The organism is Armatimonas sp. (assembly GCF_031410135.1).
In the GTDB taxonomy this organism is placed as follows: domain Bacteria; phylum Armatimonadota; class Armatimonadia; order Armatimonadales; family Armatimonadaceae; genus Armatimonas.
Genome location: NZ_JANNYP010000566.1, coordinates 1 through 13,104 on the forward strand (window position 1 = coordinate 1; position 13,104 = coordinate 13,104).

The 13,104-nt window shown below is 53.0% G+C and carries 15 protein-coding genes and 2 pseudogenes; 14 read left to right on the forward strand and 3 right to left on the reverse strand.

The features are described from left to right. From RMO15_RS20810 to RMO15_RS20840, 8 genes and pseudogenes are all read left to right on the forward strand, one after another. Positions 1-564 (forward strand): annotated as a pseudogene (locus tag RMO15_RS20810) (hypothetical protein); the annotation flags it as partial. Positions 565-573: 9 nt separating this feature from the next. Then, positions 574-993, forward strand: a complete 420-nt coding sequence (locus tag RMO15_RS20815) for a hypothetical protein (RefSeq protein ID WP_309716526.1) — start codon at positions 574-576, stop codon at positions 991-993. 245 nt (positions 994-1,238) lie between these two features. Beyond that, the gene (locus tag RMO15_RS20820) at positions 1,239-1,631 is read left to right on the forward strand and encodes a hypothetical protein (protein ID WP_309716529.1); all 393 of its coding nucleotides are present in this window, start codon (positions 1,239-1,241) and stop codon (positions 1,629-1,631) included. After that, entirely contained in the window at positions 1,628-2,425 is a 798-nt protein-coding gene (locus RMO15_RS20825) for a site-specific DNA-methyltransferase (protein WP_309716532.1), read from the forward strand. The genes RMO15_RS20820 and RMO15_RS20825 overlap by 4 nt, the downstream gene beginning before the upstream one ends. Positions 2,426-2,868: 443 nt before the next feature. Then, on the forward strand, positions 2,869-3,249 hold the full coding sequence (locus tag RMO15_RS20830; protein ID WP_309716535.1) for a DUF6573 family protein: 381 nt from the start codon (positions 2,869-2,871) through the stop codon (positions 3,247-3,249). Between the two features lie 189 nt (positions 3,250-3,438). After that, the gene (locus RMO15_RS33400; protein ID WP_369016146.1) at positions 3,439-3,711 is read left to right on the forward strand and encodes a helix-turn-helix domain-containing protein; all 273 of its coding nucleotides are present in this window, start codon (positions 3,439-3,441) and stop codon (positions 3,709-3,711) included. Between the two features lie 123 nt (positions 3,712-3,834). Continuing rightward, the gene (locus tag RMO15_RS20835) at positions 3,835-4,242 is read left to right on the forward strand and encodes a hypothetical protein (protein WP_309716538.1); all 408 of its coding nucleotides are present in this window, start codon (positions 3,835-3,837) and stop codon (positions 4,240-4,242) included. Then, positions 4,239-4,433 carry a ribbon-helix-helix protein, CopG family gene (locus tag RMO15_RS20840; RefSeq protein WP_309716541.1) on the forward strand — a complete coding sequence of 65 codons (195 nt, stop codon included), beginning with the start codon at positions 4,239-4,241 and terminating at the stop codon, positions 4,431-4,433. Before RMO15_RS20835 ends, RMO15_RS20840 begins: the two co-directional genes overlap by 4 nt. 7 nt (positions 4,434-4,440) lie before the next feature. Here the strand turns inward: RMO15_RS20840 and RMO15_RS20845 are convergent, their stop codons facing one another. Both RMO15_RS20845 and RMO15_RS20850 read right to left on the reverse strand, forming a co-directional pair. After that, the gene (locus RMO15_RS20845; protein ID WP_309716544.1) at positions 4,441-5,022 is read right to left on the reverse strand and encodes a hypothetical protein; all 582 of its coding nucleotides are present in this window, start codon (positions 5,020-5,022) and stop codon (positions 4,441-4,443) included. 35 nt (positions 5,023-5,057) lie between these two features. Continuing rightward, positions 5,058-5,612 (reverse strand): hypothetical protein, encoded by a 555-nt coding sequence (locus RMO15_RS20850; protein ID WP_309716546.1) that lies wholly within the window; start codon positions 5,610-5,612, stop codon positions 5,058-5,060. Between the two features lie 135 nt (positions 5,613-5,747). Here RMO15_RS20850 and RMO15_RS20855 point away from each other — a divergent pair. The 6 genes and pseudogenes from RMO15_RS20855 to RMO15_RS20875 form a co-directional block, all read left to right on the forward strand. After that, positions 5,748-7,286: pseudogene (locus RMO15_RS20855) on the forward strand (N-6 DNA methylase); the annotation flags it as partial. Between the two features lie 391 nt (positions 7,287-7,677). Beyond that, the gene (locus RMO15_RS33405) at positions 7,678-8,106 is read left to right on the forward strand and encodes an IS1 family transposase (protein WP_369016147.1); all 429 of its coding nucleotides are present in this window, start codon (positions 7,678-7,680) and stop codon (positions 8,104-8,106) included. Between the two features lie 102 nt (positions 8,107-8,208). After that, complete coding sequence (locus RMO15_RS20860) at positions 8,209-9,294, forward strand: hypothetical protein (protein WP_309716550.1); 1,086 nt, start codon at positions 8,209-8,211, stop codon at positions 9,292-9,294. Then, positions 9,291-10,658, forward strand: a complete 1,368-nt coding sequence (locus RMO15_RS20865; RefSeq protein ID WP_309716552.1) for an ATP-binding protein — start codon at positions 9,291-9,293, stop codon at positions 10,656-10,658. Before RMO15_RS20860 ends, RMO15_RS20865 begins: the two co-directional genes overlap by 4 nt. Before the next feature lie 142 nt (positions 10,659-10,800). Beyond that, positions 10,801-12,042, forward strand: a complete 1,242-nt coding sequence (locus RMO15_RS20870) for a restriction endonuclease subunit S (RefSeq protein WP_309716555.1) — start codon at positions 10,801-10,803, stop codon at positions 12,040-12,042. A gap of 34 nt (positions 12,043-12,076) precedes the next feature. Beyond that, a complete protein-coding gene (locus RMO15_RS20875) occupies positions 12,077-12,292 on the forward strand; it encodes a hypothetical protein (protein ID WP_309716557.1) in 216 nt (71 codons plus the stop codon). 152 nt (positions 12,293-12,444) lie between these two features. Here RMO15_RS20875 and RMO15_RS20880 read toward each other — a convergent pair whose 3' ends face one another. Continuing rightward, entirely contained in the window at positions 12,445-12,978 is a 534-nt protein-coding gene (locus tag RMO15_RS20880; RefSeq protein ID WP_309716559.1) for a DUF2971 domain-containing protein, read from the reverse strand. Between the last annotated feature and the right edge of the window lie 126 nt (positions 12,979-13,104).

A 13,104-nucleotide genomic window follows, 5' to 3' on the forward strand; every position in this document is an offset into this window, starting at 1 on the left:
GCGATGGGAGAAGTGAGGGCCGTTGCAGAGTCGCTTGGTGAGGCTCTTGGACTCCATCCTGACCAGGTGCAGCAACGCCTCCAGCTCCTCGCCGCCTACACTTTCGATGGAGCACCGTTGATCTTTCCAAGTAGCCTGGATGCTTCTTCTAGTGTCGAGCACACTTACTCGCTCTCTAAGCGGGTGGGGGTGCCGGTGGATATAACGCCACCAGCCCAAGCGGTTGAGAAGCCGTACCGAGCAGTACCCCGTGAGGAGATTGTCCAGCGCTCTCGTGAGCGCTACGCAACCCCTCGCGCCGAAGCGGAGGTGATTGTCGCCGAACAGCTTGGCAATACGCCCCCGGAGCCGATCCCCGAAGGACGAGAAGGGGAGGCGTATCATGCCCTGCTCGCCGTCGGAGTATCCGAACAGGACGTGCGGCAGCTCCTAGCCGAGTTTTCTATCGAAGCCATTGCGACCCAGCTGGAATGGCTCCCTGCTCGCGGTGCTAGAAACCCCGCCCGGTTCCTCACCGCCGCCATACGAGGCGACTACGCCTCTCCTGACACTCCACGGCCCTAGCTCTCTAAAATGACACAGACACCGACAACAAAGGCAGCGCAAGCTGCCTCTCCTTTAGAGTTGCTTTCTCCTTTCGTACCCGTTCCTGCCATCTACATTGACCAGGTGATGCCCACCTTAAGTGACTCTGAGTGGCGCATTCTCTGCGTAATCATTCGGCAGACGCTCGGCTGGGTGGATGAAGAAAGCACCAGCGGGCGAAAAGAGCGCGACTGGATCACTCAGAGCCAGTTCCGCGAGAAGACGGGGGGCAAGAGCCGTGACTCGATCAGTCTTGGTATCGCCTCACTGGTCAAGCGCGGACTCATCGTCGTTGAGAACCGTGAGGGCAAGTTGCTTAGTACCCCTAAGAGCCGCCAGACGAACCGCGACCGGCTCTACTTCCGGCTCGTGCCCATTGAAGAGTTAGAGAGGGAGAACCCTTCATGAGCAGGCTTTCCCGTGATCAACGGCAGCATCAGGTAAGGATTCCTTCACGCCAGTTTGTGTATCGATCTAACGGTGACCGATGGATAGGCAGGACAATAGAAACCCCACACAAGGGGGTTTCTCTACCCGCGATTCCGACACGGGAGAGCAGCCCGCTAGGGGCGGCTGCTTCCTCCCGGTCTGAATCAAGAAAGGCAGAGACAGGCCACCGAGCCAGTCACGGTAAGACAATCGGCCAGGGCACGATGCTCTCTGAAGTTCGCACCGTGTTCCCCAAGCGCCAGCCGCTCTACAGCGTGGACGGGTTCGGACGGCGGAGCGAGATAGAGGTGGGGCACATGAGCACGGATGCCTACCAGGCGCTTCTGGAGGCATGCCAGAACCCGATCCGCTTCGATGGCCCGCCCCAAGACTACGACCTGACAGTAATGCAAAACCAACCGTTTGAGATTCCCGAGGACTGTAAGCTCGGTTCGGAGACGGGACTGCCGCTGCCTGAGTGGTGGGAGCTACCCGGTGCTGAAGCGACAGTGGGCGAGATTCAGGCGATGATCAGGCGGAACTTGGAGCGAGCCCAGCGCGAGGGCAGAGGGACTCTCTCACGCGAGCTTGCGGCAAGCCTAGCTAGAATCTCATGAAGCGAGACACTCTCCACAACGGGGATTCTCTCTACCACGGTGATGCGCTGGAGATTTTGCCAACCTTCCCCGACGCCTCGTTCGATGCCATCGTGACCGATCCTCCATACTGCTCAGGTGGACTCACTGCCAGCGAGCGGGCACGACCAGCGGCCCAGAAATACGTACAGAGTCGGCAGAAAACCACTTGGCCGGATTTTGAGTCTGAAAGTATGGATCAGAACGCTTGGGCGCAGTGGACGTACCGCTGGCTAAAGGAGTGTAAAAGGGTTGCCAAGGAGGGAGCACCCATCGTGATCTTTATCGATTGGCGTCAATTGGGCCTGCTCACCACGCTTCTCCAGTGGGCCGGGTGGCGCTGGCTCGGGATCGCTGTCTGGGATAAGACGGAAGCGTGTAGACCACAGATGGGAAGGTTTGCTGCGCAAGCCGAGTATATCGTGTGGGGTGCCAAGGGACGGCTACCCGCCAAGCGCCATGTGGGAACGCTACCAGGAGTCTTTCGTCACCGTGTGGAGCGACCAGCGCCGCGCATGGGCTCCGTCGAAGTGCCTGGCAAGAAGCTGCACATGACCGGCAAGCCGCTTGTGCTCATGGAGGATCTGCTCAGGATCGTGGAGCCTGGTGGGATTGTTCTTGATCCCTTTGCCGGGTCGGGAACGACGTTGCTAGCTGCGCGGAACCTCGGCCTAGGCTATGTTGGCATCGAAGCGAGCTGCAGCTACTACGAGATTGCAAAAGTGCGCCTGATGAAGGGGAAATCTAAAGAGGAACCACAGATACTAGAGATATAGTGTCCAGGCCGATTTATGACCCTCTCTTCGCATCGTAATAATAACATAAATGGTATAAAAGTCAATAGATAATATTGTTTTTTTGTTTGTTTTACAGATTAGATATTGAATATATAAAGTATTGACAGATAATAACATATATGTTATTATCTTGGTGATGGATGAGGCAAGGTCGATCATCCAGATTTTATCTAACTAACCCCGAACTCTACAAGCTCATTAACAACTCGATATGGAAGCTATCTATTCTTCCTTAGGACTGTCCCTAGCGCTTGGCGTTTGGATGCTAATCGCATCGGAGCGTCAAAGCCAACAAAAAAGAGCGCGAACCCGGAAGGAAACACGCTCGGGGCGATAGTAGAGAAACTCTCTCGATTCGTCAACCCCCAAGCGAGCAAAGTTGCTCGCTTGGGGGCACATTATCCTTTAATTTTCAGTCAGTTATGTACGACGACCTCATCTATTCTTACACCAGGGCGCAAGCTATTGAAGATGGTTTCCTCATTGAAGTCGGCCCTATCGCACAAGAGGCGGGCTACCGAGTCTCAGTAGCCCTAACCGCAGAACTCTGGGGGAAGCTGAACGCGATCCCCGAGGATAGCGTAGACTCCTTAGAGGGCAGGCTCTGGGATCTTCTCTTTATGGGAAGGTTCGCGGCAGCAGTAAAGGCAAGAAGCTACGATTCTTTCGAAATCTTCTATGAGTTCCTACTGCAACGCAACGACCTTCCTGCAAGACCCGATCTCATTAAGGTGAAAATGGTGGCTGGCCCCGGTGACAACGGAGAGCCAGTGATCACGATCATGCTGCCTCACGAAGACTAACTAGGAGCACTACTCCGAGACGGGTTTCCCGTCTCGGAGTACCTTTTCAAATTGGCTTCGAGTGCATGCAAAACACTTGACTTTAATAACATTTATGTTATTATTACGATGCGAAGAGAGGCTCCTTAAAAAGCCCCCTTTACTTTACAAGTAGTCTTCGCCTCGGCCACTAATCAAACCCACCCAGCAATGCAAACTGAAATACCGCCCGTTCCTAACTTGTTAGAACCTGTACCCCTGGCATGGATAGGTGACGTTCTTATCACCGCTCGCAAGCAGAGAAATCTGACTCAACGACAGCTTGCCGAGAAAATAGGGAGCCACCAGGCAGCGGTGGCCCGCTGGGAGATGGGTAAGTACCAGACGGCCACTCTGCAAACGATACTCATGATCGCGAGTGCTCTCGATCTGGAGGTAAAAATGATCCCTATGTTAACGAATGACACTAAAATTGCTTTTTAAATAAATATTATTGCTGTAATAAACATTTGATACTAACTCTGTACTTCTACATATAAAAATAATGAGTGTTGACTAATATTGAATGTTATGTTATACACTATGTATAACAAGTAATAATTATATATGGAACCAGTTAGAAATACTTTATCTGATCGTGAGTTGGTAGAAATTGCTAATGATGCAGCCAAGCGAATGAAAGAGCTTCGCAACCATAGTTCTAAAATGTTAGATGTCTCTTTGGCTTTAGGTGAAACAGAACCCGCTTGGTATCTTATGGGCGTGGCATTTGGACTTCAAAGTGCATTAGAATATTTGGGCGAAAATGACGTATTTTCGATTTATGATCCGATTAAGCTGGCATTACAGATGCCAGAAGACGAACGCATGTCATTTCTCTATCATTTAGAACTTTCTTACGAAGATTATGACTTCGAAGATTGCCTGCCCAGTGAAGTTCTCGACGAATATAGCACCTATGTGGAAGGGCGAAAACAACGGGAGAGTAAACTTGTAAAAGAGAAGGGGCAGTGAGTCCCCTCTCCTTTAAGCGACGCGGAGAAGATACCTCTGTTCTTGTCGGAGTTCGTCTCCCACAGTCACTAAAAGGACGACTCGCCGACCTCGCGCAAGCTGAGGATGTCAGCCTTTCCGAAGTGGTGCGGGTCTTACTCGAGGCGGGCTTAAAACTGACGGAGGGCAAGTCTCATAAAGACGCGAGCTAAGGTCTCTTTACTGTGCCAGTGCATAGATCAGCGCCAAGAGCGCACCGCCGTAGATGAGGACAAAGAAAAGAGCCGTAAGTATCCCTTCCAGAACGCGCACGGGCCAAGGCGATTTTGGAGGTATTCGTGCAGCGCCCAGAAGCATGGCGGCAGTAACATCGGTTGCTTGCCGCCATGCCTGAAACGCCTTGCGATCACGCAGTAGCCTCACCATATCTCGTTGTGTGAGTCCTGGAAGCTGCTCACGGAGATTTTCCGAGTAGGGATGATCTGGATAGCGCTCATAAAACGCAATTTTCGCCAGCACGATGTACTCCTCAAAGCTCTCAACCAAGCCCTGCTTGAGAGCCATTGGGGGAAGTAGATCCGGAAACTGGATCATGGTCTCAAAGCCTGCCAGTTTCTCAGTGCCATCTGCCAAAAGGTGAACAATGCGAGCTTCGACAATCTCGACTTCAAGCTCCGCAAAGTCCGGCCAGGTGGTGCGTGGCCTAGGTAGTCGAATACGGGGGCGACGCAAAAGGTAGAGGTTCCCCAGGCGGCGTAGGAACGGCGTGGGGCGCGTTGCTGGATCAGGGGAGTGTGTCACGTTGGAATAGTGGTGATCAGAGGAGAAAGCGATGATCAGATCAGCCGGTAGCGCAGCGCTGCTTCCATTAGTAGGTCATCGGATGTCTCCAGGACAAGCTTCGCAAAGCGATTGGCGGCGATCACGTGCCCCTCAGCCTCAGAGACCTCAATGCCGAGTTCTTTTATGTAGCAGTAGCCCATTTTAAAGGCGATTTGCTCATCGCTGTCTTGCTCGTCCATACTCTGAAGAAGAACCCCAACCCGCTCTAGCTGTGCCCCAATTCGTTGCTTGTCTGCCTCGTATAGATCCATCGTATAGCGCCGCATTGCGCGACGTAGCTCCCAGCCAACAACACGCTCCGAGTTTCTGGTATTGGGGAAGTACCGAGGAAACCGTGCCGCCAAAAGAAAAATCTCTAGTGCTCGCATCCACTCTATGAGGGTATGTATCGTATCGTCCGGGATCATGTGGGCTTCGGCAACGCGCCCCAGGAAGCGTGGGAACAGAACATCCATCAGGTGTTTCTCTTTGAGGGCAATCACTTCAAAAAGAAGCTCGGGCAAGCTGACGAGGGTGCTTTTGGGGTGAGGAGACTGGGTAGGTGGCATGGTGTACTTCAACTGTAGCGGAAACCAGATCACTGGCAAACTGCTCACGGCCAGGCAAATCAGCCATAGAAAGAGCTACAATAATCGGCTACCATGCGGGAGTGATGAGGTTAATGAGTGAGAATTAGTAGCGAGATGGCAAGCGGAAAGATCAGCCTTTCCCAGCTCGAGAGCTTCCTGATGAAGGCGGCAGATATTTTGCGTGGCAAGATGGACGCCTCGGAGTACAAGTAGTATATCTTCGGGATGCTTTTTCTCAAGCGTATGTCCGATGTCTTCGATGAGAAGCGCGAGGAGCTGCGCATCAAGTACGGCAAGCTTGACGAGGAGGAGATTGCCGAGCTACTAGAGGATCGGACGAGCTACGGGGCCACCTTTTACGTTCCCCAGCGGGCGCGCTGGCACGATGAGTTCACAGGCGAAAACGGCAACAAGCAGCCCGCTCTCAAGAACACTCAGACCAATATCGGCGAGACGCTCAACAAGGCGCTTGCCGCTCTGGAGGAGGAGAACGACCAGCTCCTCGGGGTTCTCAAGCACATTAACTTCAAGGCGGAGATCAACGGCAAGCCCAAGATCAAGGACAGTGACCTCAAGAACCTACTGGACCACTACGGCACAGTTGTTCTGGTCAACGATAATTTTGAGTTCCCTGACCTGCTAGGCGCGGCTTACGAATACCTCATCAAATACTTCGCCGATAGCGCAGGAAAGAAGGGGGGACAGTTCTATACCCCCGGCCAGGTTGTACGGCTCCTGGTGCAGCTCCTGAAGCCCCAGGAAGGGCAGAGCGTCTACGATCCCACGGTGGGGTCGGGCGGTATGCTCATCCAGTCCAGCCAGTACGTCGAGGAGCAAGGTGGCGATCCCGAGAACCTGATGCTGGAAGGCCAGGAAAACGACGGCGCGGTAGTCTCCATCTCCAAGATGAACCTGATCCTACACAACCTCACCAAGATCAAGATCGAGTACGGAGACACGCTCGCGGAGCCCCTGAACGTCGAGGGTGGCCGCCTGAAGCAGTTCGACCGGGTGATCGCAAATCCCCCGTTCTCTCAGAACTACGAAGCCTCCAAGTGTGAGCGTCTAGATCGCTTTACCTATGGATTCGCACCAGAGACCGGCAAGAAGGCCGACCTGATGTTCGTGCAGCACATGCTCGCATCGCTCAAGACCAGCGGGCGCGGCGCGGTGGTAATGCCGCACGGGGTGCTTTTCAGGGGCGGTAAGGAGAAAGAGATTCGCCAGAAGATGCTCTCTGAGAACGGGGGCGTGATCGAGGCGATTATCGGACTGCCTCAGAAGCTGTTCTACGGCACCGGAATCCCGGCTAGCATCCTGGTTCTCAACAAGAACAAGCCTGACCACCTGCGGGGCAAGCTGCTCTTTGTGAACGCGGACGCGGAGTTTGGGGAGGGGAAGAACCAGAACTACTTACGCCCCGAGGACATCGATAAGATCGAGTACGTGGTGACGCATCCCGAGGAAGGGATTCCGGGGTACTCGCGCCTGGTGGATCTGGAAGAGCTTCGCAAAAACGACTTCAATCTCAATATCCGTCGCTATGTGGACAATACCCCGCCGTCAGAGCCTGAGGACGTAAGGGCGCACTTGTTGGGCGGTGTACCCAAGGTAGAGGTCGCGGCCAAGGCGGAGCAGCTTGGAAAGTTTGACTTTGACCCCACGCACCTTGTAAAGGAGCGCGATGCCGGGTTACTCTCTTTTCTGCGTTGATTTGAACCAATAATTTGGTCATGGTTCGAGACCTGATTCACTGCCCCCACTGCCAAGAGGCAAAGCACGTTGTTAAGCATGGCACCAACCGCGGAGGCTCCATGAGATGTCGCTGCCTTGACTGTAAAAAAACTTTTACTCCCAAACCTAACTCAAGAGCAAAAGATCCGCAGATTCTGGAAGCTATTGAGCGTGCTCTCGATGAGAGAATGGCTTGGATCGCCATTATGCGAACTTTCAAGGTAGGGTGGATAACCATCGAGAAGTTGGCCAAAAAAAGAGAGAATCTACTAGCATCACTCCCATAAATCCCTCGCGAGATGCCATCGAAATGGATGAACTTTGCATCAGTAAGAAACACAACAAGTGGCTTTGGACAGCCGTCTCTCGTCAAACGGGGCAAATCCTTGCTTGGGTGATTGGTGATCGTAAATGGAATATGCTGGAGAAACTCTGGGCACGGTTGCCTCGTAGCTGGCATCGCCGTTTGGTCTACACAGATGGGTATGGAGCTTATGGCAGCTTCTTTTGGGCTTGGCAACATCGTGTGTGTCAGAAGTTCTATGGCGGCACCTGTACGGTGGAAGGTGTGAATAACTCTCTTCGCCATCGCTGTGGTCTTCTTGTTCGTCGGCATTCGGGCCCTCGTTGTGGTGTGAACTTGGAAACCCGTGTCGCCCTCGCGGTTGAAGCTCATAATCGTGCCTGCCAAGATCGCTGGCCCCAGCGAGTCAAAAAAGCAACGCAGTCAAGACAATAGCCCGATGCCGACTACTACGATTTCCGTGAGGAGATCGAGGGGAAAGACGAGCTACGCACCCGTATCGAGGCTGACACAGAGGTTCAGCGCACCCTCACGGAGATGCGCCAGCACCTGGCCGACTGGTGGGCGATTGCAAGGGACGACTTCGCACACCTGGCCCCCGAGGGGGAGGGTAGTGCAACGAAGGCGGAGCGCCTTCCTAAGGTCCGCCGTGCTCTGATTAGCTCCTTACTGGAGAAGCTGGTGCCCGTTGGGGTGCTTGATCGCTTCCAGGTGGCGGGCGTATTTGTGAACTGGTGGGATGGGGTCAAGTACGATCTCAAAACCATCACCACGAGCGGCTGGAGCCCGACACTGATACCCGATCCCTACCTGATTCGGCGCTTCTTCCAGAAGGAGGCGGACGAGATTGAGGAGCTAGAAGCCAAGCAGAGCGTGTTTGAGACGGCTCTCGCGGAGGCCATTGAGAACGCTGCGGCACTACTGGAGTATGAGGCCGAAGAGGGCGATGAAGAAGGGGCCGAGGTCAAGCTCACGGCGGCAGATATGCGAAAAGAGTTGAAGGTCGCCATTAAGGAAGAGAAAGCCAAATCAACCAGTGTTGGGCTGTTTGGCAGTAAGCTCGGTGAGCTTTCAGAGCTAGAGAAAGCTCTTGAGGCGCTGGATAAGGCTGAAGCCGGTCTGAAAATCACGAAGGATTCGCTGAAGGTCAAGACCGAGGAGCTGACGCTTAAGCTGGATCTAAAGCGCTTTGGAGCCGTGAAGCGCATGGCAGACACGGCAAAGCTGCTTGCTGCTGCGACGACTCAGTTGAAAGCGGCAGAGGCAGGAGAAGCCGTTGCCGCAAAGTCTGGGCCTGGCTGTCAGCCGAAGAGTCCTCTAGCTGGCTTACTCAAAGACATCGAAGTACTGACTGCTCGGGCGGAGATGCTGACGCGTTTGGTGAACGAAGTGGGCGGTGTCATCACCGATGAGCAGGCGCGGGAGCTTATCCTGGAAAAGCATCATGATCTGGTGGCAGAGCAGCTTGAGCGCTACTTGAACACCGAGAAGCGGACGCTGATCGGGGTATTTGAGAACCTGTGGGGCAAGTACGCGGCGGCGGCGAGTGCGCTAGAGCAAGAGCGAGCGACAACAATGGAAGGGCTCCAGGATTTTCTCAAGAAGCTAGGCTACGTCTCATGAACGCCCTTGGCTTAGTTCCTACCCGTGAGGCCGAGACAGAGGAGTACAAGCGCTCCTGGCAGGATAAGGAGTGCCTGGATGCACTGGCAGCACTCGCCAATACACGCGGCGGTGTACTCTGGGTCGGTGTTCAGGACGATGGGAGTGTGGTCGGCTGGGGTGGCGATGGCAAGGAGATGGAGCGCATCAGTAACTCCATCGTCGCCAAGCTTCAGGTTCATCCGCGCTCAATGACGCTTGAGACGCTAGACGGGAAGCTGGTGCTTGCGATTCAGATGCCACAGGCAGTTTCTCCAGTAGCACTGAACGGGCGATTTTTCCGGCGTATCGGCAACTCCACAAGGGAGGTTCCTTCTGAGGAGCTGCCACGCTTCTTCCTGGAGAAAACGGGTCAGAGCTGGGACGATCTTCCCTCTGATGCGCTCGTTGCCAATCTCTCCCCCGAGGCCGTCGCCACCTTTCGCCTACAAGCGGCTCCCCGGCTTCCACAAGCCGCACAGACTGAATCAGATGCGCTTCTGATAGAGAAGCTGGGCCTGGTGCATGAATCCGGGCGCTTGCGCCGCGCCGGTGTTCTCCTTTTCACAGAGGAGCCTCAGCGTTGGTTTCCGATGGCACGTATCCAGGCGGCTCGCTTTGAGGACGACGAGATCACCCTCTCGGATGAGAAGCGCTTCGAGGGGCATTTCTTCCAGCAGCTCGGTGGGCTTTTGGACTGGCTTCGGCGGCATCTGCGCGTGACCTATGCGTTCCCCGGTGAAGGCGAGGGTACAGCAGCGCTCCAGCGGCAGGAATCCTGGGAGATCCCACTGGTGGCACTGCGCGAGGCGCTTCTCAATGCCCTCTTGCACCGCGATTACACAGCACTGAGCGCAATTCAGGTTCGAGTGTACGCGGACAAGGTTGTCATTATGAACTCTGGTGGGCTTCCTGAGCGTTTGACGATTGCCGATCTTGCCGCTCCTCATGCTTCCCTACCTCGTAATCCGCGCCTTGCGACGGCAGCGTATCAGATGGGGGAGAGCTGGGGGACGGGCACGATTCGAGTGATCGAAGCCTGTCATCGTAGCGGCTTACAGCCTCCTATTTTTGCCACGGGCAAAGCCGGATTCCAAATGACATTGTTCCGCGACCCGCTTACCGACGAGGCGCTACGCAAGCGTGGCCTAACAGAGACGCAGCTAGAAGGTATCAAGATCGCACGACTTGAGGGAAGGCTGACGAATAAGCAGTACCGTACCCAGAATGCGATGTCCGATGAGGCAGCGCGTCGAGAACTAAACGACCTTGTGACGAAGGGACTCTTGCACCGTGAGGGTTCGGGGCGAGGCGTTTACTATGTGATCGTGGGAGGGCAGTCATGAGCCTCTTGTTGGCGATTCTGTTGGCGATTCTACTGGTCAGTACAGGGAGAAACCTTCTGCGTGTTGGCGATTCTGTTGGCGATTGGTTGGCGATTATACCTCGGATTTTTCAGTGGTTCGTACAGGAACTAGGGTGCGTCGCATGAGCACAAAGAAAGTCCCACTATCCAGTTTGGCAGACTACATCAATGGCTACGCATTTAAGCCGGACGACTTCACCGATACAGGATTGCCGGTTATAAGAATAGAACAACTGAAAAACAGAGGTGCTGTGTGTGATCTTTATAACGGAGCAATTCCTACTAAGAATTATATTCGTAATGGAGATCTCATATTTTCATGGAGTGCTTCTCTGTTCCTCCAAATATGGGATCGAGGACCTGCGTTGCTGAATCAGCATTTGTTCCGGGTAATTCCAAGGACAGGGGTTGATTCGACCTTCCTAAAATACCGAATAGAAGCAAGTCTTCCTGATCTTGTTAATGCAGCACATGGTTCGACTATGCAACACATTACGAGAAAAGAGTTAGACAAATGTATTGTTAGTATTCCGATTCGTGAGATAGAACAGCGTAAAGTCGCTGAAATTATTGCCACAGTAGACCGCGCCACCGAACAGGCGGAAAGCCTCATCGCTAAGTACCAGCGTGTGAAGACCGGGCTTATGCAGGACTTACTAACGCGGGGGATTGACGAGCATGGGAATCTGCGGAGTGAGGCAACGCACAAGTTTAAAGACTCGCCGCTCGGACGGATTCCTGTCGAGTGGAAAAGCGTTCCTCTGTCCCAAATCGCGATACGGATTACGAGTGGCTCTCGCGGGTGGGCAGCATTCTACTCCGATGAAGGCGCATTATTCATTCGGATAGGAAACCTCACTCGTCGCCATGTTCACTTGAGATGGGATGATGTTCAGTACGTCAAGCCACCAGAAAGCAGCGAAGGCCAACGAACATCCTTGGAGCATGGCGATCTTCTAATTTCAATTACCGCTGATCTCGGAATAATTGGCGTTGTTCCTGAAGGGATTGGCGAGGCGTACATCAATCAACATATCGCTTTGGTCAAGCTTGATCGCGAACGTGTAAATCCTTGGTTTGTAGGTAATCTACTTGCAGGTGAGAACGCCCAAAATTGGATAAGTCAGCTAAATGAATCAGGTGCGAAAGCTGGTTTGAATCTACCAACAGTGGCTTCTCTACCCATACTACTTCCTCCAATACAGGAACAAAATCTAATTGTTGAAACATTCCAAAAAACCGAACGGAGATTAGTCTCTGAGCAGAAGCAATTAGAAAAGCTAAAGGTGTTAAAAACAGGCCTAATGCAAGACCTACTTACGGGCAGGATACCCGTCGAGCCGCTTCTGGAGACAGGGGTATAACCTCCGCAAGCAAGCGCACAGCAAAAACATCACCATGAAAATCGTTCTGGAGCCCATTCCGAAAAAAGAAACCCTACTTGACCATGCCCGTGCTACCCGGCAAAAGTGGGATGCAGCAGGCGCGACAGCTACCCAGGAAGCGCGAGCGCGTCTGCGCAGTAAGGGGATCGGGGTGGTCTATGGGAAGGACGGGACAGTGATCGAGGAATTGCCCGATGGGACGATACGACCACTGAATGATAGGGCATGAGTCAGAGATCGCAATCCTTCATTATCGCCGAACCGAATAACTCCGGTAAAAGCCCCAAGCAGTTTCAAGCCAATCCAACCTTAAAACTACCTCGATAATTTTGAGATCCCAGTGATTTTGACAAGACTATACTGGAACCCCAGAGAGATCTTTTATCTCCAGAGCTTACATGCAGATTCCACAATACGCACACTATCAGGATTTACTCCGAATGCTTTAATGGATTCAAGGATTTCAGGAGAGTCAGCCCGAAGATTGGCTCGAGGCCCGCTAATAATCTCAACGAGTTCCAAGTTACTTAGAGGGAGTTCTATATAGTGACAATCTCGAGTAGCGCCATCAGGAGTATACTGACCTTTGTTTACAGGATAGGCAGCATGTTCGCGCCATATCACTCGCCACTCACGTTCAGAGGAAAATAACGGACTTTTTAAAGTAAGAATATCCCCTAAAGGAATAGTCCAAGCGAAAGGATCTTCTGAATTATCTAACTCTTGAGATGATTTCTGCACGATATCGCGAACAAGATTACGTTGCTTGTCTCGGCTATAGACTACACGTTCGGGAGCCCAATGAAAAAACTCATCAGAAAGTATATTAGGGGTTTTATAACGGAAACCTAGAGAATATCCAGTACATTTATCTGTAAATCCTCGCCATAATGGCAATGAACGGCTTTGTTGCATAACGTTTTTGGATAGACGTGCTTAACTGCATTTTCTGAACCTACCTCGTTAAGTTACTAGGTTAGAAGGCGACACGATGGCATAGCTCTCACAACGGCCAAATTCAAGGAAACGATTCAAAATACG

Excerpts from the sequence above, each read along its gene's own strand:
- RMO15_RS20815 (WP_309716526.1), top strand. The coding sequence starts at position 574 with ATGACACAGACACCGACAACAAAGGCAGCGCAAGCTGCCTCTCCTTTA.
- RMO15_RS20820 (WP_309716529.1), top strand. The coding sequence starts at position 1,239 with ATGCTCTCTGAAGTTCGCACCGTGTTCCCCAAGCGCCAGCCGCTCTAC.
- RMO15_RS20825 (WP_309716532.1), top strand. The coding sequence starts at position 1,628 with ATGAAGCGAGACACTCTCCACAACGGGGATTCTCTCTACCACGGTGAT.
- RMO15_RS20830 (WP_309716535.1), top strand. The coding sequence starts at position 2,869 with ATGTACGACGACCTCATCTATTCTTACACCAGGGCGCAAGCTATTGAA.
- RMO15_RS33400 (WP_369016146.1), top strand. The coding sequence starts at position 3,439 with ATGCAAACTGAAATACCGCCCGTTCCTAACTTGTTAGAACCTGTACCC.
- RMO15_RS20835 (WP_309716538.1), top strand. The coding sequence starts at position 3,835 with ATGGAACCAGTTAGAAATACTTTATCTGATCGTGAGTTGGTAGAAATT.
- RMO15_RS20850 (WP_309716546.1), bottom strand. The coding sequence starts at position 5,612 with ATGCCACCTACCCAGTCTCCTCACCCCAAAAGCACCCTCGTCAGCTTG.
- RMO15_RS33405 (WP_369016147.1), top strand. The coding sequence starts at position 7,678 with ATGGATGAACTTTGCATCAGTAAGAAACACAACAAGTGGCTTTGGACA.
- RMO15_RS20860 (WP_309716550.1), top strand. The coding sequence starts at position 8,209 with ATGCGCCAGCACCTGGCCGACTGGTGGGCGATTGCAAGGGACGACTTC.
- RMO15_RS20865 (WP_309716552.1), top strand. The coding sequence starts at position 9,291 with ATGAACGCCCTTGGCTTAGTTCCTACCCGTGAGGCCGAGACAGAGGAG.
- RMO15_RS20870 (WP_309716555.1), top strand. The coding sequence starts at position 10,801 with ATGAGCACAAAGAAAGTCCCACTATCCAGTTTGGCAGACTACATCAAT.
- RMO15_RS20875 (WP_309716557.1), top strand. The coding sequence starts at position 12,077 with ATGAAAATCGTTCTGGAGCCCATTCCGAAAAAAGAAACCCTACTTGAC.
- RMO15_RS20880 (WP_309716559.1), bottom strand. The coding sequence starts at position 12,978 with ATGCAACAAAGCCGTTCATTGCCATTATGGCGAGGATTTACAGATAAA.